Annotated in this window: 15 protein-coding genes; 9 read left to right on the plus strand and 6 right to left on the minus strand. The window is 55.8% G+C overall.

Going from position 1 to position 23,808, the window contains the following annotated elements; all coding sequences use genetic code 11:
• Positions 1–15 precede the first annotated feature (15 nt).
• The gene (locus ACEN83_RS17235; RefSeq protein ID WP_495577837.1) at positions 16–1,668 is read right to left on the minus strand and encodes a methyl-accepting chemotaxis protein; all 1,653 of its coding nucleotides are present in this window, start codon (positions 1,666–1,668) and stop codon (positions 16–18) included.
• A 709-nt stretch (positions 1,669–2,377) separates the two neighbouring features.
• Here ACEN83_RS17235 and ACEN83_RS17240 point away from each other — a divergent pair.
• Positions 2,378–6,154, plus strand: coding sequence for a hypothetical protein (locus ACEN83_RS17240; RefSeq protein ID WP_495577838.1), 3,777 nt, complete (start codon positions 2,378–2,380; stop codon positions 6,152–6,154).
• A 216-nt stretch (positions 6,155–6,370) separates the two neighbouring features.
• Here the strand turns inward: ACEN83_RS17240 and ACEN83_RS17245 are convergent, their stop codons facing one another.
• Together ACEN83_RS17245 and ACEN83_RS17250 are read right to left on the minus strand one after the other, a co-directional pair.
• The gene (locus ACEN83_RS17245; protein ID WP_495577839.1) at positions 6,371–7,147 is read right to left on the minus strand and encodes a hypothetical protein; all 777 of its coding nucleotides are present in this window, start codon (positions 7,145–7,147) and stop codon (positions 6,371–6,373) included.
• 87 nt (positions 7,148–7,234) lie between these two features.
• The gene (locus ACEN83_RS17250) at positions 7,235–9,922 is read right to left on the minus strand and encodes a TrlF family AAA-like ATPase (RefSeq protein ID WP_495577840.1); all 2,688 of its coding nucleotides are present in this window, start codon (positions 9,920–9,922) and stop codon (positions 7,235–7,237) included.
• Positions 9,923–10,569: 647 nt separating this feature from the next.
• Here ACEN83_RS17250 and ACEN83_RS17255 point away from each other — a divergent pair.
• Positions 10,570–11,340 carry a TIR domain-containing protein gene (locus ACEN83_RS17255; RefSeq protein ID WP_495577841.1) on the plus strand — a complete coding sequence of 257 codons (771 nt, stop codon included), beginning with the start codon at positions 10,570–10,572 and terminating at the stop codon, positions 11,338–11,340.
• 76 nt (positions 11,341–11,416) lie between these two features.
• Here ACEN83_RS17255 and ACEN83_RS17260 read toward each other — a convergent pair whose 3' ends face one another.
• From ACEN83_RS17260 to ACEN83_RS17270, 3 genes are all read right to left on the minus strand, one after another.
• Positions 11,417–11,563, minus strand: coding sequence for a hypothetical protein (locus tag ACEN83_RS17260; protein ID WP_495577842.1), 147 nt, complete (start codon positions 11,561–11,563; stop codon positions 11,417–11,419).
• Between the two features lie 958 nt (positions 11,564–12,521).
• Positions 12,522–12,974 (minus strand): ribonuclease HI, encoded by a 453-nt coding sequence (gene rnhA, locus ACEN83_RS17265; RefSeq protein WP_007996378.1) that lies wholly within the window; start codon positions 12,972–12,974, stop codon positions 12,522–12,524.
• A 93-nt stretch (positions 12,975–13,067) separates the two neighbouring features.
• Positions 13,068–13,826 carry a class I SAM-dependent methyltransferase gene (locus ACEN83_RS17270; protein WP_116579240.1) on the minus strand — a complete coding sequence of 253 codons (759 nt, stop codon included), beginning with the start codon at positions 13,824–13,826 and terminating at the stop codon, positions 13,068–13,070.
• A 65-nt stretch (positions 13,827–13,891) separates the two neighbouring features.
• Here ACEN83_RS17270 and gloB point away from each other — a divergent pair, with 65 nt between their 5' ends.
• The 7 genes from gloB to ACEN83_RS17305 all read left to right on the plus strand — a co-directional run bounded on the left by gloB (position 13,892) and on the right by ACEN83_RS17305 (position 23,803).
• Positions 13,892–14,659 carry a hydroxyacylglutathione hydrolase gene (gene gloB, locus ACEN83_RS17275; protein WP_495577843.1) on the plus strand — a complete coding sequence of 256 codons (768 nt, stop codon included), beginning with the start codon at positions 13,892–13,894 and terminating at the stop codon, positions 14,657–14,659.
• 99 nt (positions 14,660–14,758) lie between these two features.
• Positions 14,759–16,189, plus strand: a complete 1,431-nt coding sequence (locus ACEN83_RS17280) for a transglycosylase SLT domain-containing protein (protein ID WP_116579238.1) — start codon at positions 14,759–14,761, stop codon at positions 16,187–16,189.
• A gap of 244 nt (positions 16,190–16,433) precedes the next feature.
• Positions 16,434–18,254 (plus strand): extracellular solute-binding protein, encoded by a 1,821-nt coding sequence (locus tag ACEN83_RS17285; protein WP_495580886.1) that lies wholly within the window; start codon positions 16,434–16,436, stop codon positions 18,252–18,254.
• Complete coding sequence (locus ACEN83_RS17290; protein ID WP_495577844.1) at positions 18,251–20,092, plus strand: extracellular solute-binding protein; 1,842 nt, start codon at positions 18,251–18,253, stop codon at positions 20,090–20,092. The genes ACEN83_RS17285 and ACEN83_RS17290 overlap by 4 nt, the downstream gene beginning before the upstream one ends.
• A 4-nt stretch (positions 20,093–20,096) precedes the next feature.
• A complete protein-coding gene (locus ACEN83_RS17295; protein ID WP_007979116.1) occupies positions 20,097–21,170 on the plus strand; it encodes a microcin C ABC transporter permease YejB in 1,074 nt (357 codons plus the stop codon).
• 1 nt (position 21,171) lies between these two features.
• Positions 21,172–22,191: an ABC transporter permease gene (locus tag ACEN83_RS17300; protein ID WP_007979115.1), complete on the plus strand. Its 1,020-nt coding sequence runs from the start codon at positions 21,172–21,174 to the stop codon at positions 22,189–22,191.
• A gap of 1 nt (position 22,192) precedes the next feature.
• Entirely contained in the window at positions 22,193–23,803 is a 1,611-nt protein-coding gene (locus tag ACEN83_RS17305; RefSeq protein WP_495577845.1) for an ABC transporter ATP-binding protein, read from the plus strand.
• The last annotated feature ends 5 nt before the right edge of the window (positions 23,804–23,808 follow it).

The following is a 23,808-nucleotide window of genomic DNA, read 5'->3' on the forward strand; positions in this document are numbered from 1 at the left end:
TCACCGACGATCAGGTCAAACCTCGAAGCGGAAACGTCCCACCGCCAGATTGAGTTCGTGGGACAGCTCGCGCAAAGACACCACGGCTCCGGACACCTGATGGGTAATCGCATCGCCTTCCCCGGCCATGCGCGCGATGCGCTCGACGTTGGCGACGATGCCCCGCCCGCCTTCGCTCTGCACACTCACGGCATCGGCAATCCGATCCACCCCGCGCGTTGAGTCACCCACCAGTTCGCTCGCCTGTTGCAAAGTGTTTTCCAACTCGCTCAACAGCCGGCCACTGTCGTCCAGTGCCACTGTACCTGCGTTCAACGCGTCATCGACAGTTTCGGACTGGCTCTCCAGTTTCAAGGTCAATTGGTTGATCGAATTGGCTGCCGTCGCTGAGCGTTGCGCCAAATTACGCACCTCGTCAGCCACCACGCTGAAACCGCGCCCGCTCTCCCCGGCACGCGCCGCCTCAATCGCGGCATTGAGCGCCAGCATACTGGTCTGCGCGGAAAGGTCCTTGACCTGACCGATACTGGCCGTGATGGCGGTCGTGCTTTCGACGAAGTCGCCCACCGAACCGCGAATAGCAGTAAAGGCATGGCGCACGCTTTTGATTTTCTCGAGCAGTCGAGACAGCGCCAAATGTCCGTCCTCCGTACCGCGCAAACTGGCTTCGGCACAACTGCGAAGAGTTTGCGCATGGTTGGAAATCGCGGTCATCCCGTTGCTCATCTGCTCGATGGTCATTGAAACAGCGCCCACCGCGCCGGATTGTGCGGTGGAACTCTCGGCAACACGTGCCGAGGTCGCCACCAGTTCTTCGGCCGAGACACCGACCGAGGCCGCAACGCCGGCCACTTGGCGCATTGCCTGTTGGAAGCTATCAATCAGTTCGTTGAACGCTTGAGCGGTGCGGGCAACTTCATCTCGCCCCATCACCCGTACGCGCCGGGTCAGGTCACCGTCGCGCAACTCGATAGACGCCTGCTCGATTTCCCGGATCGGTCGGATGATCTGCGCGCGCAGCAGTAAACTGACCAACACCGCCAATACGGTAGCGGTCAGCAGCACCACGACCAGCATTCGTGACACCTGCCGTTGTGTAGTGCCAGCTTCTGCAAAAGCGCCGGATGTGAGTGCTGCCTGAAGTCCCAGGAGCCGGTTGAATTGACCTTGCAGACCATTGTTATCGGCACGCACTCGCCCCAGCAACGAGGCAGCCTGGATCTGATCGTTCAAGGCAGTGCGCTTGAACTCGGCCAGCCCCTCACCCACCACTGCAGCCTGGTCCTGCACTGCACGGTAAAGCTCCTTCTCCTCATCCCCCAAGCGCGTCTCTCGGGCCACTTTGTCCAACCCGGCCCGCATGTCATCGACACTGGCTTGCATATCCTCCAGATAGGATTCCAGCTCCTCCGCAGACGCCTGCCCATTCGATTCCAGGATGCGCGAGCCGATGGCATAGGCACCTACCATTGCGGCCTGCGATGCCGCTGCGGTTTCCAATACCTGGCGATACTGCTGGAACCGCAACTGGTCAATTTCTTCGATCACAGCTTGCTGCCTGGCCAGCCCCTGATAGGCCAGGCCCGAGACGACCAGCAGAGCGAGTACAAACAAGGCGGGCAGCACGAGGAGCTTGGCGCCGATTGAGAAGCCTTTCAGGAATGACATGGCGGTTACCGATTTTTTTATATTTATGGGGCACGGCCGAGTGGCCGACTCATCCTGCATATTCTTTATACAGCATATGATTCTAATATAAGAATAGCGATAATAAAATTAGTCCGCCGCATCATGGGGATTGCTCGGTTAGCCATCGAAAAGCCAAGCATCGAGCGCAGCCACATGTGGGTCGTTTGAACTTATTAAAGGGTGCTATTCGTGCCTGCGGACGACAGCCTGGAACCTACCACCCGTCTTCTCGGCCATCGACCAGCGCTCCAGGGCGCAAAGCTGAATGTTAGCGACGAAGCACATCGACTAGGTTACCGACACTGTAATGACCGTTCAGCATGACCGCTATGGGTCGATTTCAGCTCTTCTCGAGGGGCAGCAATCGGCCGATTCTGTTGAAAAAGTCGGCCATGGCTTGCGCATCAGAAAGTACGCGTCCGAGATTGAAGTCTTTACTTTTGGCAGAGTCTTCCAGACTCGGATTTCACGTAGCAGCGTCCAAAAACGACGTTTTCACCAGTCAATGATCAGGCAGTTTGGGCAGAGCGACTTTTTCAACAGAATCGGCCATTAGCAGTCATTAGCACTTGATCCGATCTGGGCCATGAAGCAGCATTCGACTGCTGGCCCGCACCATGCAACAAACTAAATACTCCTTCCTCAGCTATGATCGCCTAATGATTTAACTAGGGCGTCGTTACTAGCTATGTTCGAAATAACAGGGACCGACATCGCAAACTTGAGCGACGGAGATTTACGCACTCTGGTGGCGCGTTTAGCGTTATCAGAATTACGCGCGCAAGGCTGCCCACTTTCGTCCGTGACTGCTGGTGGAAATCAAGATGCTGCGGACGGTGGACTCGACGTTCGTGTTGAGTGTCCAAATACAATTGCAAAACCTGACTTCGTACCACGAACGCTCACTGGTTTTCAGGTGAAAAAGCCCGATATGTCCGCCAGCGCGATTCGCAACGAAATGCGCCCAAAAGGCGTACTGCGGCAAGTGATCGGAGAGCTTGCTGCGGCATCCGGCTCCTACATCATAGTGAGTGCACAAGGGTCAGTCGCTGATAAGCCGTTGACGAATCGACGCAAGGCGATCCGCGAACAACTCCGTGATTTGGCCGATGCCCAAAAGCTTCACACGGACTTTTACGATCGGGACCGGTTGGCCACTTGGGTAAACGAGTTTCCAGGAATCGTGGCTTGGGTTCGTTCACGGATCGGCATGAGCTTAGCTGGATGGAGCAGTATCGGAAATTGGGTCGGGACGACGGTGGCCGAGCCTAGTACATATCTTTTCGACGATAAGGCATGTCTAACGGATGAAAGATCGCCAGAACGACCACAACTGACTATCGGCGAAGGGATTGCTAAGCTTCGCGCGGCATTACACGCTCCAGCACAATGTATTCGGTTGGTCGGTTTGTCGGGGCTCGGCAAGACGCGATTGGTACAGGCCCTTTTCGAGAGTCAAGTTGGGGTAGATCCACTAGACCCAAGCCTCGCGGTTTACACGGATTATTCGGTAGAGACTGATCCAACAGCTCGGGATATGGCGCGTCTACTCGTCATGCGAGGCCAGCGTTCGATTCTCGTGGTAGATAATTGCAATCCAGCCACACACAGCGAACTCGCACGTATCTGTTCTGACAGCACAAGTTGTGTGAGTCTGCTAACTATTGAATACGATGTCGGCGAGGATGAACCTGAGCGGACCGAAGTATTCCGTCTGCAATCAGCATCAACCGAGCTGGTTTCACAATGGCTCAAACAGTCATTCCCCAATATTTCGCAGATCGACCGGAGCACGATCGCCGATTTCAGCGACGGGAATTTTCGTGTTGCTCGGGCAATCGCCGACACATTAAGGAAAGGAGAAACCTTAGGCAAGCTTAAGAGCCGCGACTTGTTTGAGCGAATCTTCCAGCAACGTAATGCGCCCGATCAATCACTATTGTTTACGGCGGAGGATCTCTCGCTTTTCTATTCGCTAAACGGTGAAGACACTTCGAGCGACGGCGAGCTGGCAAAAATTGGAAGCATTCGCTCAGTCAGTTCAAATGACATGTTTACAGCGCTTGTCAGGTTAGGTCGTCGCGGAGTCGCCCAGTCACGCGGCAGGTGGCGCGCGATATTACCCCATGCGATCGCCAACTCCTTGGCGACATCCGCGTTGGAAAGAATACCCCCGCAGGAATTCGATCGTTTTTGCACATCTCTGACGTCTCGGATGCAGAAGTCGCTTTCACGAAGGATAGGCTTCCTTCACGACAGCACCGAAGCCCAGTCAACGGTCGCTCGTTGGCTCTGCGTAGACGGCCCACTTGGAGATCTTTTCTCGTTGGGCAAGCAAGGTCTCGAGATCTTAACCAACATTGCCCCTGTCGCTCCTGATGCGGTGTTCGCGAAAATTGAGCGCGAATTGAATAGCGCCAAAGGCAAACCGGTACTGGCACCTAACTCTACAGATCGCTTGCAGTGGGTCCGTCTAATCAAGATGCTTGGTTACGATCCCCAATTTTTCGAGCGCGCAGCTATGTTGCTTGCCCGTTTCGTAGCTATCGAGCCCGAAGGTAACAAGGGTAATTCTGCGCGAGATATGTTTGCCGAGCTTTTTCATTTGCTTTTATCAGGGACACAGGCATCGCCGGACCAGCGATATGACGTCGTCCGGCAATTGGCGATGTCAATCGATCTAGAGCAGCGCCGTTGCGCATCAATCGCTCTCGATGCCCTGCTAAAAACAGGCCACTTCACTTCATCGAGCACCTTCGAATTCGGAGCCCGTCCTCGTGGCTGGGGATGGTGTCCGAAGGTCAATAAGGATGCTGGGGATTGGTATAAGGCCGCAATTGCGCTCGCAGTTGAGCTTTCACCAGCCATCGATGACGCTCCTAAAATCCTCGCACGCAGAGTTCGCGAAATTTGGGCCATCGATGCTTGTCATGAGGCGCTTGAAACCGCCGCCGTAGCTTTAACAAAGAAAAAACCTTGGATTGAAGGTTGGCTTGGCTTTCGAGCTGCGCTTCGTTTCGAAGGTAAGGCTATGCGTCCTGACGTCAGGGTAAGGCTAGAGACAATCATTCAACGGTTGAAACCGTCCGATCTTCTGCATCAGGCACGCGCCATAGTGCTCAGTGGCGCCAATAGCGGCTGGGACATCGTTGATGGCGACCCAGATGACGACGATGTGATGAAACCGTGGCAAAAGGCTTCGCTGATGGCTCAGGAGGTAGGACGCTTTTTGACGCAAGACTCCGAGACACGCAAGCAGTTTCTCCTTGAGTTAATACCTGCGTCGAATCAGCAACGCGCATTTGAATGTGGAGTCGGCCTTGCGGAAGGGGCGGCAGATCTATTGGAAATGTGGCTCGAAATAATTTCTGAATTTGCGAAAATCGACCCAAATAAGCGAAATGCAACAGTGCTCGGTGGTTACATGTGCCAAGCAAATCAGCGGGATGCCACATTCACATCGTCGGTGCTGGAGTACGCCATTGACGATCCCGATCTTGCGCCAAGTCTGCCCTATCTCCAGGCGCGCGTTGGAATTGATAAAGCTGGTATCAATCGGTTGCGACGGGCAATTGGCAAGGGCGTACTCCGTGCAGTGGACTTCAACAGTATTGCCAATGGCGCTGTCGGTGACTCGCCGCCTGAGGAGCTAAGTGCGCTCCTTCTTGATATTGCGCAATTGTCAGACGGTGTGGAGATTGCGCTCGACATACTACATATGCACTTCTTTCGAGATAGAGAGGCTGGTCAACAATGGGATCACCTACTGATTGAGACCGGTCGGAATCTTCTACGCCGCACTGATTTCAGCAAAAAAGGGCAGCTCCGCGATTACGGTATGCACACAGTAGTGAGCATTTGCTGCGCCGGCATTGAAGGTGAAGACACCGCGCGTGACGTTTGTGATCACCTGAGTACTGCCATTAAGTCGTATCAAACCTCTCCCTACGAGGTGGACTATGTGCTCAAAGGGCTGTTCAAGACTCAGACCTTCATCGCGTTGGACGCGTTTCTTCTCCATGGGGTGACGTCAGGAACAACCAATCTCTTTGAAATGCATTTTAGTTTTGATACTCCAATTGAAAAAATCGATCCGGCGCTCCTTCATCAGTGGGCAAACATGGATTCCACATTAAGGTATCCGCTGCTAGGTCAAGCCATCCCGATGTTTAAGCGTAAACACGGCGAAGAAAGTGATGACTTGGACCCGATTTTCTTGGAGCTATTGGAACTTGCTCCAGATAAACACGCCTTTCTCGGAGACTACTGGGCACGCTTGCATCCCCGAAGCTGGATGGGGTCTCTAGCCGATATATTGACTCAACGTCGGTCGCAGGTGCTCAGGCTTCAAGTAAGCCTACATGCGGAAGTGCGCCACTGGATTGATGGGTTGCTTCCTGACCTCGACCTTTGGATTGAGAAGGAACAGATCCGTGATCGAGACAAGGAAGAAAGTTTTGAATAAAGAGCGTCACTCTACTTAGACGCGTCAATTAGGGTACGATCAAGAAGGCTCTTAACCTAAAGGCGAACCAAGGTGATTCAGTCAGCTCTACCACTGGGGTTCGCCGCATAATGCGATCGGCGACCGACCGCTGTGGGTCGGATACAGCCCTTCACGACAGGCAACTATCGGCCAATAGCAGACACTCAAAGCATTTACTAAACTGGGGCGACTCAGTTAGCTTTCATCCAACTTTAGCTCAAACTCTATAGGAGTGCTTCTTAGTAACTGTCCTGGCCCTGGACCAAAGCGTCTTGGCACTGCCTCTTCTTCTAATGATGTCGACCAAATATCACGAATTTTAGCAGAATCAATTTGCTGGGTATTTTCAGCAATCGTGATAAATCTTTTGATTAATGCTGCGATAATTGCGTACGAAAGAGATATGACATGTGGAAGTACTCTAAAGCCGCTCTCGGAAAAACCATCATAGGCAATTTTGTTGTTTCTGCCGAGCAGATAGCTTTTGGTTATCGCGCTATGTGTTCTATGTGTGTATTTGCTTAGGTCGCTGTACAGGTTGCTTAAGTTTTTAGCTTTATCCTGGCATTCGAATTTCTTTATGAATTCTCTAAAAACCCTATGTGGGATGACTTCATCATTATACCATTTCCCAAGTTCTTTCTTGGCCCTGTCACCTGCCAAATAAAAGTAGGCTGAAATATCCATTGTTTCTACCGCGTCACGAAATAGGCGCGAGGCAATTCGATGCCTCTTTTCTTCTGTTAATTTCAAGGCATCCACTAGCGCTTCTAGGGCATCTATTTGTATTAGCCAGATCGCTTTATCAAGGGATTGTTCATCTCGATCAAAGTGCATATCCTTTTCTGCATAGTGAGATTTTATTGACGACAGAACTTTACAAGCCTCTCGATGAAATTGCTCTTGCCCCCCATACTCATAGGGTTCATTCCATGCGTCTTCTGTGTCTCTGTCCCATACAAAACTTGGCATAAGTCTCACCCATAAAGCCAACTGTCATTAGGTGACATGCCATGTCGCGTTTCTAATCGAAATGGCGTGTCGTATACCAAAAATATTTTAGAGTGTCACTCCGTATATTTTTGCTCTACGCGTAAAGGCTTCACGCGCGCCTTCCAATATCTTGCACGCAGATTCGCGAGCTATCGAATCATCGATAGAGCCCCTAGAAACAACTTTACTTTTGTCGCTGGTGCTTTTAAGAACAATCAATTGCTCGGCGTCTCCTAATACTGCGATGTTTGCGTTATGAGTGACAATTATAACCTGGCGACGTTCTTTAGCCCTCCGCAAAACTGGAACGAAGGTTTGAACAATAAATTCACTATCTAAATTATCCTCGGGCTGATCAATAATTAACGGGCGAGTGCTATCTGAGGAAAGTATCAACGCCAAAAGAACTGACTGCTGTTGCCCGAGCGAAAGCTGAGCAAAGTCTCGCTGCACAAATTTTGGGCCTGTACCATCATCTATCTGTCTAGACACAGTCAGCTTTGGCAAGTCATCAATATCGCATTGCTCGAGAGCGTATCTCACTAAAGGCTCTTTAAGCTTCTCAATGACGTCATTGGCATCACTGGCAGAAAACATTTTAACACCAGGACTGACTTCAATATCCGTCAATCTAGCAACTTGACCTTTAGATACGACCGCTAACAATACGGGGACAGTCAGCGTCTCAATAAGTGCACGAGCTTTTGATTGACTTGAGGTTCGCCAACCCATCGCTCCCGAAATAATTCCAACAGCCGCTTGAGAATAGCCGCCATCCATATATTGAAGCTTCACCTTCAGATCAGACAGAACCTCATCCAGCGCCCTGGATGCCTTGATTGCGTATGCTTGACGTAAATTTGATACAACTTTACGATTGGCCCATCTATGTTTGAGGGCAAGGGTATATTCAGACTTTAGCTTCTCCAAATAAGGAACCCACTTGTTCAGTTTTTCTAAGGATGTCTGGAGAGTATTTTCCTCCGTAGCAAGCTTAGAAATGTATGCCATATCTAGTTTAATGCCTTGCGCTTCCAGAGCATTTCTTTTTACGTCAATCTCATCACGAATTGGCCGCTCTTTTAGTGCCCAACTTTGTAAGGACTCAGAAACCAAATCAAGGAGCCTTTCGTATGCTACGGACATCGATTGATGAGCAGTGCTCATATCAGCGGAAAAGCTTTCTAATTCTCTAGCTATCCTTTTAGTCTCGTCTACACCAGCAATGATTTCCCCGTCGCGAACAATGCCATCAATAGCGCTCACAATTTCTATAACGGGCTCTTCCGATATTAAAGCTTTTAACTCAAAAAGTTTTTCATTGATACTTGCCCTCTTGGCCTTTTCAGCGGACAAACTTCGCTGCAATCGTATTACGTCTTTTCCCTGCGCAGCTTCAAAAGCTGCTAATTGCTGTCTCGCGACTACCAAAGACCGTTGCGTCTGAGGAATCAGTTCGACATTCGATTGAGCTTTTATTATCTCGTCGCTTATGTCGGACAGTGTTTTTATTGCAGCCTTCTCCTCAGTCAAGGCATCTTGCACCCGCGTAAATTTATCAAGATACTTCAACAACGCCAGGGCGTCTGTCCTGCTCTGCTCACGGACGTTTCCAGCTTCACCTTGCCCGAAACAATCGAGGTCAAACCTTATGGGCCCCTCCATTGCATCGTCTAGATTTTCAAGACTCCCACCTATAGGTCGAGCAATCGAATGACGCTGACCAGCTTCATCTTGCCAAAATAGATGTAGTTGCTGCGGCCATACTTCCGAATCAATCACTTCGGCTTCCGATTCAGTTCCAGTCAGGCAACGAACCGCTTCGAAAGCAGTGGATTTTCCCGACCCTCGACCACCAATAATACAATTCAGGTTGCTACTAAAATGAATCGTTTGGCCGGTTAAAAAACCACCATTAATAGAAATACCTAATACAAATGGCGTAGCAGTAGGAACCTCATCCTCTAGGCGGACCCGAGAGTCACATTCTTGTAGAGCATGGCGTAGCCCTTGAAAAGTTGGTTCGGTCATTTTATAGCGCGTTAATTTTCTTGCCTGTGCCGCATTTCTACCTAAAACATTCAAAGTGTGAGAGTCGGAGTTCAGCACCCTTGCTAAATACTGTCTAGCGCCTAACCCTAACTTCTCAATCCTCTGATTACCAATTTGAACCCGTACTGACTCAGGATCGCCTAGCGCATAAGAGATTTTCGACTCAGCACTTTTTAGCTCTATACCCAGCAATGCAGAATGACAAATGATATCAACTTTGTGGGGTGAACCACCGGGACGGTTAGACTCCAGCCCGTTGCCACCATCAACGTGGGCTAGTATACAGAACCCTCCTAACGATTTAGCACTATCTAAACATGCTAGCATCGCGTCGCTACATCTGCTATTTGCAGTTCCACGATCTGCAAGATTCAACCTGCCGTGAAATTGTTGTAGCGCCTCTAACGTAGGGAAATAACATAACAAATGTCCTTCCGGCGTTGATAATTCAACAGCTGGAACCACCAGAATCCCTGCCTCTTTGCCTGCAACCATTGTTGCGTGGACATTGCTAATTTCATTGTGATCGGCAACAGCAATGAGGGCTAAATTTTCACGCACTGCGGTTGCTACGATTGCCGCCGGGCTCATATCGGTGTCGTTAACGTCATGGGACGCTTGATAAGAATGGATATGAAGGTCACCACGATAGAACTGAGCGCCATTCGGGTGAGACAAACATTCTTGCAAAACTTCGTTCATACGAATCCTTGTTCATCACTGAATTATTATGTTTATTTCAGCCCATCTCGGTGTGGTCGATTGCTACACGATTGTGAACCATACCTATATAAGGTCTGCCAAAAATCGAACGCTTCTCGCTTCCCCAAAATCTCCCTAGTCACCTATACGAAAAATGGATTTGATTTTTTAACCGGCCATTCCATTTTTGAAACCGTATTCCTACCTGACAAAATAGCAGATGGCCACTTTTTTACACACGGACTCGCATCAACCACCCTTTTCTACACAGAGAACCAGCGCCTGAATCTCGCCAATGCAGCTTAGACCGATGACATGAATAGCCCCTTGAATTATTAGACGCTTCCGACAGGCCGCTACTGGCCGATTTCGCCAGGTCATGGGTTCGATCATCATGGTTGAATAGAATGCAGATGGCCGGTCAGGGCGAATGCAAAAAGCCGGGGCAGGCCGTGCAATTACAACCGTTGCAGCTGAGGACTGACGTGAGAGGTACCTGGTCAGTAGTAACGCAAACGGGTGGTCAAGTGGAGTACAACTTCCCAATCGTACTTGTGCGTACGCACAGCTGTGGATTGTGTCCAGTCACTCTGAACGCGTACAGTCCTTGTGAAGCAGAGCCAGCTTTAAATCAAGGAGGGCGAGTTGTGAGCGATAAGACGCAGATTGTGTTGTGTCCTAACTTGGAGGCCGATTGTTTGCCTGGCACGGATTTGGGCATCGGTGACCTCGTGGTGATCGAAATTCCCGTCAGTGCTGGAGACTTTCTAGTGCAGGGAGATACGTACGTCACGCTTGAGTGCGACAAGGCTTCAATCGAACTGCCGTCACCGCTATCTGGCCGCGTAGTGAAGATGTTCGTAAAGATCGGTGACAAGGTCACACCCAAGTCCCCGGTTATGGAGATCGAAGTTCTAAAAAACATCATTCGCGATGACCTCACAGCAGGGGCGTCAGCCCAGCACGTTCGAGGACCGAGTACAGTATTCCTGGTTCACGGGCACAACGAGGCCATCCGCGAGATGTCGGCCCGGTTGCTTGAAAAGTTGGGCCTGAAGGTCATTATTCTCAATGAGCAGGCTAGCGCTAGCGACACCGTCATTGAGAAGTTGGAGCGATATGCCAATGTCCATTTCGCCGTGGTGCTCATGACGGCTGACGACGTAGGCGGCAAGAAGAATGCGGCGGACCAAACGCTGCAAGATCGTGCGAGACAGAACGTGGTCCTCGAACTGGGATACTTCATGGGCAAGATCAATCGCAGGCGCGTCTGCGTTCTCTATGAGAAAGGAGTGGAACTGCCTTCGGACTACTACGGAGTCGTTTATATCGAGCTAGACAATGGCGGAGCTTGGCGCTACTCGCTCGCAAAGGAACTGAAGGGGGCCGGACTTGAGGTCGATCTCAATAGACTCTGAGCCAACCGTCCACTCCGTTTGAGGCTGCTTAACTCTATCAAAGAAGTAGTGTCACGAAAGTAAACGTCGTGCCCCCCTACTGAATTGCTCCTGGTTTGTAGACACCTCCAGCGACCGCTTTTGGCCGGTTGCTGCCTGTCGTGTCGAGTTCCAGTTCCAGTTCCAGTTCCAGTTCCAGTTCCAGTTCCCCCACGATGATAACTTCTAGACTTTTGCCGATCATCTACACCCATTACATTCTGCGCACGAAAAACGCCATTGAGGAGGCCTTTGGGGCATTTTGTTAGGTTTGGCTCGTGCGACCTGAACCCAACTCCATACACCTAAGGCCTACAGATTAGTTATCTCCAAGGCTATGTATCCGTTTTGCGGGTTGCAGGATCCGATGCACGCTTAGGGGGCCAAGGCCCGCATCGCAGACATGGGTAAGACGAGAATGTTTCTAGATAGACTAATGAGTTTTTTTTGCAAAGACCCACTCTCCTCACAACAAAGCCTTCTGAAGTCATTTTTTTCATTTTCAAACTCACTTCTTATTTGAGTTTGGAATGCTAGCATCCCATGGGCAATCTGCTTCGACGGAATGCACATCGACAACCGCTCCGCAACGTACCAGGGGAAAATTCCAGAGGTTCAATGGGTCGTGGAAATGGATATAACGCCCAAGCGCCGAATCTCTGTTTCTCGGAGAGCGGGAATGGTTGTCCAGCGCGTTGAGTCGGCACCAGCAGTTCACAGTGTTTATTGCGGACGACTTGCAGTGGGAATTGCTATCCCGAGACAGCAAACCTCGCATTCGACAAAGAGGCTATCAGACCGCCGCAGACTCTTATTTTAGAATGTAAACCATGGGTAGCTAAAACAGCTCATCGTTTACACTTTAGAATCATGAGGCCTTGAAATTCAGCTAAAGAAACGGGGGCTGGATCGGTAAACCCCATACAATCAGCACCTTGAATCGTTCACCGATGTGCAGGGGGCTCGATTACACTGTTGACAAGTAGGCAGAATAAGGCAACGGATCTGGTGGCCATCAGTGCTCAGCTCTCAATCGGTATTCGGGCAAAAGCCGCAATATTAACACGGTCCCCGTAGGAGCTGCCGAAGGCTGCGATCTTTTGACTTTCAAGATCAAAAGCAAAAGATCGCAGCCTGCGGCAGCTCCTACAGAGACATCGCGATCAGTCCTGCTTGTAGCCGCGCACTTCGTCGACGCCACGGTTGGCCAACTGGTCGGCCCGTTCGTTGCCGTGATGACCAATGTGCCCGCGCACCCATTTCCAGGTGACCTTGTGGCGGTTGACCTGCTCGTCGAGCAACTTCCACAGGTCAGCGTTTTTCACCGGCTCCTTCGCCGCGGTTTTCCAGCCGCGCTTCTTCCAGTTGTCCATCCACTCGTTGATGCCCTTCATCACGTACTGGGAGTCGGTCACCAGCAGCACCTCACAGGGACGCTTGAGCTCTTCCAGGCCACGGATCGCGCCCATCAACTCCATGCGGTTATTGGTGGTATTGGCTTCGCCGCCCCAGAGTTCCTTTTCAACGCCCTTGCACACCAGCAGTGCACCCCAGCCGCCTGGGCCAGGGTTGCCCTTGCAGGCGCCGTCGGTGAACAGTTCTACGCTATCGCTCATGCCAATCTATCCAGAAAATGCGCTGGCCCGCCGATCGCTGATCGACGACGCCCGAAGCCGGGACAGGCCCGGCCGCAAATGAAAAAGTGTGTGTTACGGTTCGATGTTGCGACGGTTGACCTTGGCCATCGGCAAGGGAATCAGCTTGCCCATCGGCTCGCGCCGCTCCTGACGGACCGGCCGCAGGCCCACCACGATCTTGCGCGCCACCAATAAATAGAAGCCGCCGCCCGACAGTTGCCAGTCACCGGCCTTGCGCTCCCATCCGGCCAGGCGGGTCTGCCACGCCGGTGACGCAAGCGGCGGACGATAGCACCCGAAGCGGCGTTTCTCCAGCGCGAAGCCCAGCAGGTTCAGCCAGTCCGCAACCCGTGACGGCGAAATGCAGCGCGCCTTGCGCAGCCCATCCTGGGCAAACACATGCCGCAGGCCCCAACTGCTCCAGGGATTGATGCCGATGATCAGCAAATGCCCGCCGGGCCGCACGCTGCTTGCCGCCTCGCGCAGCAAACCATGGGGCGACAGGCAGAAATCCAGGCCATGTTGCAGCACCACCACATCGGCGGCGTGCTCGCTCAGCGGCCAGGCCTGCTCCTCACAGACGATCTCGACCCCCGGCAACGGCGCGCCAAGGCGCACGTTACGCTGCACCTGCGGCGCTGACGGCGGGGTCTGGGCCGAGGGACCGTAATGCACCAGATAGCCACCAAAGAACCGCCCGAGTTCGTCTTCGAGCATGCGCCGCTCTTCGTCCAGCAGGAATTGCCCGATCGGACCTTCCAGCCACTCGCGGGCTGCGCTGATCAACGCCAGCCAGTCAGGATCAGCCTGTGCGAACGCTTTATCAGTCATTGCATTCTCCAACGCGCCAGGAAGTTCTAAGATGCGCCATTGTTTTCCGCTTGGCGAATCCGACGATGATACAGATCACAGCCCTGCCCGCCTTCACCGACAACTACATCTGGTTGTTACAAGACCACGGCAGCAAACGCTGCGCGGTGGTCGACCCGGGTGATGCCGCCCCGGTACGCGCCTGGCTCACCGCCAATCCGGGTTGGGTCCTGAGTGATATTTTGATCACTCACCACCATCATGACCACGTCGGCGGGGTCGAACAGCTGAAAAAAGCGACGGACGCGAAAGTCTATGGTCCGGCCAGCGAAACGATCCCGGCCCGGGAGATTGCGCTCAAGGACAACGACCGCATCAACGTGCTCGGGCTGGACTTCGATATCCTCGCGGTCCCCGGCCACACCCTTGGGCATATCGCCTATTACCATCACGGCTTGCTGTTCTGCGGCGACACCCTGTTTGCCGCCGGCTGCGGGCGGTTGTTCGAAGGCACACCACAGCAAATGTACAGCTCGCTGACACGTCTTGCGGGGTTGCCGGAAGACACGCTGGTCTACTGCACCCACGAATACACCCTGAGCAATCTGAAGTTTGCCGCCGCTGTCGAGCCGAACAACCCGGATACGGCCGAACGCCTGGCCAAAGTCACCCGCCAACGGGAATCCGGGATCATGACGCTGCCGTCGACACTGGCGCTGGAAAAGCTCACAAACCCGTTTTTGCGTTCTGCTGAAACATCCGTTAAAGAAAAAGCGGACGAACGGACCGGCACCGATAACTCGGCGCCCGATATGGTTTTTGCTGCGCTGCGAGCGTGGAAAGACACGTTCTAAAGGGGCTCCACAAGGCTGCAACAATTCTGAAAGGTTGACCGCGCAGGGTGCGCTTTCTAGAATCGCCCGACATTTTTGCCCGGAACTTACTTCCAGCCAATGTCGTCACCTATTCGCAAAGCCATCAGTTCAGACGCATTGACCCGCTTGGCTCAAGCCATTGCGGTGGCTGTGTCCGCCACCCTGGCGGGCTGTTCCAGCCATGCGCCGCAGACCGATGCGGCGCACACGCCGAACATCGCCGCGCGCGCCAAGCAGAAGCCGATCTGGCTCAGCGAAAAGCCCAGCCCGCAAATTCCACAGGACGTCTGGGAGCGTATGCGCCAGGGCTTCCAGTTGCAGGACGGGCTGGGTGTCAACCCGCGCATCGAGCAGCAGCGCCTGTGGTTCGCCAGCAACCCGTCTTTCCTCGAAAACGCCGGCGAACGTGGCAGCCTCTACATTCACTACATCGTCGAGCGCCTTGAAGAGCGCAACATGCCGCTGGAACTGGCCCTGCTGCCAGTGATTGAAAGCGCCTACAACCCGATGGCCTACTCCCGGGCCGACGCGGTGGGTCTTTGGCAATTCATCCCGTCCACCGGGCGTTACTTCAACCTGCGCCAGACCCGTTTCTATGATGGCCGTCGCGACATCACCGCGTCGACCACCGCCGCGCTGGATTACCTGACCCGCCTGCACGACATGTTCAACGGCGACTGGATGCTGGCCCTGGCGGCCTACAACGCCGGCGAAGGCACCGTCAGTCGGGCCATCGAGCGCAACGAGCGCCTCGGCCTGCCGACCGACTACTGGAACCTGCCGCTGCCCTCCGAAACCCAGGCCTATGTGCCGAAGTTGCTGGCACTGTCGCAAGTGGTGATGGCGCCTGAAGCCTACGGCGTGAACCTCAACCCGATCGCCAACCAGCCCTATTTCCAGGTCGTCGAAATCAACCAGCGCATGGACCTGTCCAAGGTCGCTGAAGTCGCCAACATCGACGAAGACGAACTGTTCCAGCTCAACCCGGCCTTCAAGCAGCGCACCACCATCGACGGCCCGCAGCACCTGCTGGTGCCGACCTCCAAGGCGCAACTGCTGACCAGCAGCCTGCAGACCATGCGTCCTGAAGAGTTGATCAGCAAGAAATCGCTCAAGCCGGTCTTCGAAGGCGCCGACGACACCCAGGTCGCCAGCGCCAGGCGCTCCTACCGGGTCAAACGGGGTGACAACCTCGGCTCCATCGCCAAGGCCAACAACGTTGACGTGAAGGACCTGCAACGCTGGAACAAACTGACCGGCAAGAATCTCAAGCCCGGCCAGACCCTGGTCATGCAGGACAACAGCAAACGCAGCTCCGGGCGCGTCAACACCGTGATTGCCGCCAACTCCAAAAAACAGCAGACCAAGTACAAGGTCCAGCGAGGCGATTCGCTGGCCATCGTGGCCAAGCGCTTCAACGTCGAGATGCAACACCTCAAGCGCTGGAACCCACGTGTCGGCCAGGCGCTGAAACCCGGCCAGATGTTGACGGTGGCCAATCCGCATTAAAAATAGCCCCTGATTTCAGGGGCTTTTTTATACCTGTAGGAGCTGGCTTGCCAGCGAAGACATCGGCACAGTCAACATCGATTTCGCCCGTCACGCCGCCTTCGCTGGCAAGCCAGCTCCCACAGGATTGCGTCCAGCCGAATTTACCCATTAACCCCCGTCTTTTTCCTGTCCATACAAGCTGTTACTGTACCGTCCACAAAGCCCAAGCCGCCTGGATCGGATCTCCTATTTGAAGCGTCCCCTGCCCCTGCTCCTGATCAGCCTGGCCTTGAGCTCCACCGCAAGCGCGACGATCAGCGAAAGCCATGGTTATGCGCAGTTCGGCACGCTCAAGTACCCGGCCCGATTTACCCACTTCGACTGGGTCAACCCGCAAGCGCCCAAGGGCGGTACGTTGCGGGTGATGGCGTTTGGCACCTTCGATACGCTCAACCCGTACACCTTCAAGGGCACCAGCCCGGTCACCACGCCGAACTTCCTGCAATACGGCATCAACGAACTCAACGAACCGCTGATGGTCGGCACCGGGCAGTACGCGCCTTCGGGTGACGAGCCCGCGTCCAGCTATGGCCTGATCGCCCAGTCGGTGGAGTACAGCGAGGACCGCAGTTGGGTGGTGTTCAACCTGCGCCCTGAAGCACGCTTCCATGACGGTACGCCGATTACCGCCTTCGACGTCGCGTTCTCCTACCGCACGCTGCTCAAGGACGGGCATCCGCTGTACCGCACCAACCTTCAGGAGGTACTGCGGGTCGACATCCTCAACCCGCAGCGCATCCGTTTCGTGTTCAAGCGCGCCGGCAATCCGCTGCTGATCCTGCGCCTGGGCGAAATGCCGGTGTTGCCACAGCACTACTGGAAAGGCCGCGACTTCAAGGCCACCACGTTCGAACCGCCACTGGGCAGTGGGCCGTATCGCATCACGTCGGTCACGCCAGGACGCCAGATCGTCTTCGAACGGGTCAAGGATTACTGGGGCAAGGACCTGTCGGTCAATCGCGGCAAGTACAACGTCGACCGCATGGAAGTCGAGTTCTACCGCGACAGCGACGTCGCATTCGAGGCGTTCAAGGCCGGTGAGTTCGACATCTATATCGAGCATCAGGCGAAGAACTGGGACACCGGCTACAACTTTCCCGCCATCCGCCGCGGTGACGTGATCAAGGCACAGATTCCCCACCAGATCCCGACCCAGACCCAGGGCCTGTTCATGAACGGCCGCCGACCGACTTTCTCGGACGCCAGGGTCCGTGAAGCGCTGGGGCTGATGTTCAACTTTGAATGGACCAACCGCGCGCTGTTCAGCGGTGCCTACAAGCGCGCCATGAGCTATTACCCCAACAGCGAGTTTTCGGCCAGCGGTTTGCCGGTCGGGCATGAATGGCTGTTGCTCAAGCCCTACCGCGAACAACTGCCGGCCAGGCTCTTTACCGAGCCGTTCAGCCTGCCGCAGACCGATGGCCGCGCTATCCCCCGGGAGACCTTGCGCAAAGCCCTCGGCCTGCTCGCCGAAGCCGGCTGGAAGCTCAATGGCCAGCACCTGCAAAACGCCACAGGCCAACCCTTGCGCCTGGAGTTGTTGCTGGTCAACCCGAACCTGGAACGCATCCTCCAGCCCTACGTCGAGAACCTCGCCGGCATCGGCATCGATGCGCAGTTGCGCACGGTCGATCGCGCGCAATACAAGCAGCGCCTCGACCAGTTCGATTTCGACATGATCCTGATGACCCTCAACCAGACCCTGAGCCCGGGCCTGGAACAATGGCAGTACTTTCACTCCAGCCAGGCCGGGGTCAAGGGCAGCAAGAACTACGCCGGTATTGCCAACCCGGTGGTCGACCATCTGCTCGAACAGTTGCTGGCCGCCCAGACCCGTGACCAGCAAGTCGCCGCCGGCAAGGCCCTTGACCGCGTGCTGCTGTGGCAGCACTACATCGTTCCCAACTGGTACCTCAATTATCACCGTCTGGCGTACCGCAACCGGCTCGCCTTTGTCACCACGCCGCCTTACACCCTGGGCCTGAATGCGTGGTGGCTGAAATCTTCGGAGAAAGATCAATGAACCCCATCCGCACCCTGCTCCTGCAGGCCAGCGGCCTGTTGTTCGCCGGGCTGGCCTGCGCCGCCCCGCAACACGCCGTGACCCTGTACAACGAGCCGCCGAAATACCCGGCCGACTTCAAGCACTTCGACTACGTCAATCCCGACGCGCCCAAGGGCGGGATCTTCCGCCAGGCCGGGTTCGGGGGCTTCGACAGCCTCAACCCGTTCATCAGCAAAGGCGTGCCGGCGGATGATATCGGCATCATCTACGACACCCTGGCCAAGCAGGGCCTGGACGAGCCGTTCACCGAGTACGGCCTGATCGCCCGGCTGATCGAGAAAGCCCCGGACAACGGCTGGGTGCGCTTCTACCTGCGCCCCGAAGCGCACTTCCATGACGGCCACCCGGTACGCGCCGAGGACGTGGTGTTCAGCTTCCAGATGCTGACCAAGGACGGCGCACCGATGTACCGCGGTTACTACAACGACGTGGCCGAAGTGATTGCCGAAGACCCGCTGACCGTGCTGTTCAAGTTCAAGCACACCAACAACCGCGAGCTGCCGCTGATCCTCGGCCAGTTGCCGGTGCTGCCCAAGCATTGGTGGGCCGACCGCGACTTCAACAAGGGCAACCTGGAGATCCCGTTGGGCAGCGGCCCGTACAAGGTCGGCGAAGTGAAGGCCGGGCGCTCGGTGCGCTACGAGCGGGTCAAGGACTACTGGGGCAAGGACCTGCCGGTCAATCGCGGTTTCTATAACTTCGACGTGATGACCACCGATTACTACCGCGACAACACCGTGGCCCTGGAAGCGCTCAAGGCCGGGCAGTTCGATTACTGGCTGGAAATGACCGCGAAGAACTGGGCCAACGCCTACAACATCCCGGCGGTCACCGAAGGCCGACTGGTCAAGGAGCAGATTCCCAACGGCAACCCGACCGGCATGCAAGGGTTCGTGTTCAATCTGCGCCGCCCGGTGTTCCAGGATGTGCGCGTGCGCCAGGCGTTGTCGCTGCTGCTGGACTTCGAATGGACCAACAAGCAACTGTTCAACGGGGCCTATGTGCGTACCCGCAGTTACTTCGAGAACTCGGAAATGGCCGCCACCGGCCTGCCTGACACCGATCAGCTGGCGCTCCTCGAGCCGTTCCGCGCCAAGCTGCCACCGCAGGTGTTCAGCGAAGCCTTCCAGAACCCGGCCACCGACGGCAGCGGCATGATCCGCGCCCAGCAACGGCAAGCCTATCAACTGCTGCAGGAGGCCGGCTGGCGCATCGTCGATGACAAAATGGTCGACGCCACCGGCAAGCCGGTGGTCATCGAATTCCTGTTGGCCCAGACCGAATTCGAACGGGTGCTGCTGCCGTTCAAGCGCAACCTGAGCGACCTGGGTATCGATCTGGTGATCCGCCGGGTCGACGTCTCGCAGTACATCAACCGCGTGCGCTCCCGGGACTTCGACATGATCGTCGGCAGCTTCCCGCAGTCCAACTCACCGGGTAACGAACAACGGGAATTCTGGATGTCGGCCGCCGCCGACAAACCCGGCAGCCGCAATTCCATGGGGCTCAAGGATCCGGTGGTCGATCAACTGGTCGAGCGTCTGATCAACGCCGATTCGCGCAAAAGCCTGGTGGCCCATGCCCGCGCGCTGGACCGCGTTCTGCAATGGGGCTATTACGTAATACCCAACTGGCACATCAAGACCTGGCGCGTGGCGTACTGGAACCACATCGGCCACCCGAAGGTCTCGCCCAAGTACGACATCGGCACGGCTACCTGGTGGGTCAAGCCCGACATCAAGCCGGCGATAGAAGTCGAAACCATACTGCAGGCCGACCCTGCGGGCACGGAGTAATCAGATGCTGGCGTACATTTTTCGTCGACTGTTGCTGATCATTCCGACCCTGTTCGGCATCTTGCTGATCAATTTCGTGATCATCCAGGCCGCCCCGGGCGGACCGGTGGAGCAGATGATCGCCAAGCTCGAAGGCTTCGAAGGCGCCACCAGCCGCATCGCCGGGGGCGGTGCCGAAGTCTCGGTGGCAGGCTCGGCCTATCGCGGTGCCCAGGGCCTGGACCCGGCGCTGATCAAGGAAATCGAGCACATGTACGGCTTCGACAAGTCGGCGCCGGAACGCTTGTGGATCATGGTCAAGAACTATGCGTCGCTGGATTTCGGCGACAGCTTCTTTCGCGACGCCAAGGTCATCGACCTGATCAAGGAAAAGATGCCGGTGTCGATCTCCCTCGGGCTGTGGAGCACCCTGATCATGTACCTGGTGTCGATCCCTCTGGGGATCGCCAAGGCCACGCGACACGGCAGCCATTTCGACGTCTGGACCAGTTCGGCGATCATCGTCGGCTACGCGATCCCGGCGTTCCTGTTCGCCATCCTGTTGATCGTGGTGTTCGCCGGCGGCAGTTATCTGGACTGGTTCCCGTTGCGCGGGCTGACTTCGAACAACTTCGATGAACTGAGCATGGGCGGCAAGATCCTCGACTACTTCTGGCACCTGGCGCTGCCGGTGACCGCGCTGGTGATCGGCAACTTCGCGACCATGACCCTGCTGACCAAAAACAGCTTCCTCGACGAGATCAACAAGCAGTACGTGATCACCGCCAGGGCCAAGGGCCTGACCAACCACCGCGTGCTGTACGGCCATGTGTTCCGCAACGCCATGCTGCTGGTGATCGCCGGTTTCCCTTCAGCCTTCATCGGTATCTTCTTCACCGGCTCGCTGCTGGTGGAGGTGATCTTCTCCCTCGACGGCCTGGGCCTGATGAGTTTCGAAGCGGCGATCAACCGCGATTACCCGGTGGTGTTCGGCACGCTGTTCATCTTCACGTTGCTGGGGCTGGTGGTGAAACTCATCGGCGACCTCACCTACACCTTTGTCGATCCACGTATCGACTTCGAAAGCCGGGAGCATTGAGATGAACCTGTCCCCTCTCAATCGCCGACGCTTCGAACTGTTCAAGGCCAACAAGCGTGGCTGGTGGTCGCTGTGGCTGTTCCTGATCCTGTTCGGCGCCAGCCTGGGCGCCGAGCTGATCGCCAACGACAAGCCGCTGGCGGTGCATTACGACAACAACTGGTACTTCCCGGCGCTCAAGCGCTACCCGGAAACCACCTTCGGCGGCGAATTTCCGCTGGAGGCCAACTACAAGAGTCCGTACATCCGCGAACTGCTCAAGGCCAAGGACGCCTGGGTGCTGTGGGCGCCGATTCCCTACAGCTACCAGAGCATCAACTACGACCTGAAAGTCCCGGCCCCGGCCCCACCCTCGACGGACAACCTGCTGGGCACCGACGACCAGGGCCGCGACGTGCTGGCCCGGGTGATCTACGGTTTCCGCATTTCGGTGCTGTTCGCCCTGACCCTGACCGTGCTCAGCTCGATCATCGGCGTGATCGCCGGCGCCTTGCAGGGTTTCTACGGCGGCTGGGTGGACCTGGCCGGGCAGCGCTTCCTGGAGATCTGGTCCGGGCTGCCGGTGCTGTACCTGCTGATCATCCTCGCCAGCTTCGTGCAACCCAACTTCTGGTGGTTGCTGGGGATCATGCTGCTGTTCTCGTGGATGAGCCTGGTGGACGTGGTGCGCGCCGAGTTCCTGCGCGGGCGCAACCTGGAATACGTACGCGCAGCCCGCGCCCTGGGCATGCAGAACGGCGCGATCATGTTCCGCCATATCCTGCCCAACGCGATGGTCTCGACCATGACCTTCATGCCGTTCATCCTCACCGGCGCCATCGGTACACTGACCGCCCTGGACTTCCTCGGTTTCGGTCTGCCGGCGGGCAGCCCGTCGCTGGGTGAACTGGTGGCCCAAGGCAAATCCAACCTGCAGGCGCCCTGGCTGGGCATCAGCGCCTTTGCGGTGCTGGCCCTGATGTTGAGCCTGCTGGTGTTCATCGGCGAATCCGCTCGCGATGCCTTCGACCCGAGGAAGTGAAATGAATCAGGAAAATCTGATCGAAGTGCGCAACCTGTCCGTCGAATTTGTCGTCGGCAATCGTTGTCAGCGGGCCGTCGAAGGCATCAGCTTCGACATCAGGCGCGGCGAAACCCTGGCCCTGGTCGGCGAGAGCGGTTCCGGCAAATCGGTGACCGCGCATTCGATCCTGCGCCTGCTGCCCTACCCGCTCGCCCGCCATCCCTCCGGTACCATCGAGTATTCCGGGCAGAACCTGCTGGACCTGAAGGAAAAAACCATCCGCCACATTCGTGGCAACCGGATTGCGATGATCTTCCAGGAGCCGATGACCTCGCTCAATCCGCTGCACTCGATCGAAAAGCAGATCAACGAGGTGCTGGGCATCCACAAGGGCCTGAGCGGCAAGGTCGCGACCAAACGCACCCTGGAGTTGCTGGAGATGGTCGGTATCCCCGAGCCGCACAAGCGCCTCAAGGCCCTGCCCCACGAATTGTCCGGCGGCCAGCGTCAGCGAGTGATGATCGCCATGGCCCTGGCCAACGAACCGGAACTGCTGATCGCCGACGAGCCGACCACCGCGCTGGACGTGACCGTTCAGCTGAAAATCCTCGAATTGCTCAAGGAATTGCAGGCCCGCCTGGGCATGGCGCTGCTGCTGATCAGCCACGATTTGAACCTTGTGCGAAGAATTGCGCATCGCGTATGTGTCATGCAGCAAGGTTGCATCGTCGAACAGGCATCGTGCGAAGAATTGTTCCGCGCGCCGCAGCATCCGTACACTCGGGAACTGCTGGCAGCGGAGCCCGGCGGCAAGCCCGCAAGCAACGTGATCGGCCCGCCCCTGCTGGCGGTCGAGGACCTGAAAGTCTGGTTTCCGATCAAGAAAGGCTTGCTCAAGCGCACGGTGGATTACGTCAAGGCGGTCGACGGCATCAATTTCAGCCTGCCCCAGGGCCAGACCCTGGGGATAGTGGGTGAAAGCGGTTCCGGCAAATCGACCCTGGGCCTGGCGATTTTGCGGCTGATCGCCAGCAAAGGCGCCATTCGCTTTGAAGGCCAGGCGCTGGACAACCTGACGCAGCAACAGGTCCGGCCGTTGCGGCGGGAGATGCAAGTGGTGTTTCAGGACCCTTACGGCAGCCTGAGCCCACGGATGTGCGTCAACGACATCGTTGGCGAAGGCCTGCGGATCCACAAGATGGGCACCGAGGCGCAACAGGAACAAGCGATCATTGCAGCACTCAAGGAGGTAGGCCTGGATCCGGACACCCGGCACCGCTACCCCCACGAATTTTCCGGCGGGCAACGGCAGAGAATCGCCATTGCCCGGGCATTGGTGTTAAAACCGGCGTTGATTTTGCTGGACGAGCCGACTTCGGCCCTCGACCGCACGGTACAGCGCCAGGTAGTGGAGCTTTTGCGTTCGCTGCAAACCAAGTACAACCTGACGTATCTGTTTATCAGCCATGACCTGGCTGTGGTGAAAGCGCTGAGCCACCAGTTGATGGTGGTCAAGCATGGCCAAGTGGTCGAACAGGGAGACGCGCAAAGCATTTTTGCCGCCCCCCAACATCCGTATACACAGCAGTTGCTGGAAGCCGCTTTTTTGGCTCCAGCCACTGCGCAATAACCTGA

The organism is Pseudomonas sp. Pseusp49 (assembly GCF_059491875.1).

Coding starts and splice junctions, on each gene's coding strand:
- ACEN83_RS17235 (WP_495577837.1), bottom strand. CDS start 1,668: ATGTCATTCCTGAAAGGCTTCTCAATCGGCGCCAAGCTCCTCGTGCTG.
- ACEN83_RS17240 (WP_495577838.1), top strand. CDS start 2,378: ATGTTCGAAATAACAGGGACCGACATCGCAAACTTGAGCGACGGAGAT.
- ACEN83_RS17245 (WP_495577839.1), bottom strand. CDS start 7,147: ATGCCAAGTTTTGTATGGGACAGAGACACAGAAGACGCATGGAATGAA.
- ACEN83_RS17250 (WP_495577840.1), bottom strand. CDS start 9,922: ATGAACGAAGTTTTGCAAGAATGTTTGTCTCACCCGAATGGCGCTCAG.
- ACEN83_RS17260 (WP_495577842.1), bottom strand. CDS start 11,563: ATGATCGGCAAAAGTCTAGAAGTTATCATCGTGGGGGAACTGGAACTG.
- rnhA (WP_007996378.1), bottom strand. CDS start 12,974: ATGAGCGATAGCGTAGAACTGTTCACCGACGGCGCCTGCAAGGGCAAC.
- ACEN83_RS17270 (WP_116579240.1), bottom strand. CDS start 13,826: ATGACTGATAAAGCGTTCGCACAGGCTGATCCTGACTGGCTGGCGTTG.
- gloB (WP_495577843.1), top strand. CDS start 13,892: ATGATACAGATCACAGCCCTGCCCGCCTTCACCGACAACTACATCTGG.
- ACEN83_RS17280 (WP_116579238.1), top strand. CDS start 14,759: ATGTCGTCACCTATTCGCAAAGCCATCAGTTCAGACGCATTGACCCGC.
- ACEN83_RS17290 (WP_495577844.1), top strand. CDS start 18,251: ATGAACCCCATCCGCACCCTGCTCCTGCAGGCCAGCGGCCTGTTGTTC.
- ACEN83_RS17295 (WP_007979116.1), top strand. CDS start 20,097: ATGCTGGCGTACATTTTTCGTCGACTGTTGCTGATCATTCCGACCCTG.
- ACEN83_RS17300 (WP_007979115.1), top strand. CDS start 21,172: ATGAACCTGTCCCCTCTCAATCGCCGACGCTTCGAACTGTTCAAGGCC.
- ACEN83_RS17305 (WP_495577845.1), top strand. CDS start 22,193: ATGAATCAGGAAAATCTGATCGAAGTGCGCAACCTGTCCGTCGAATTT.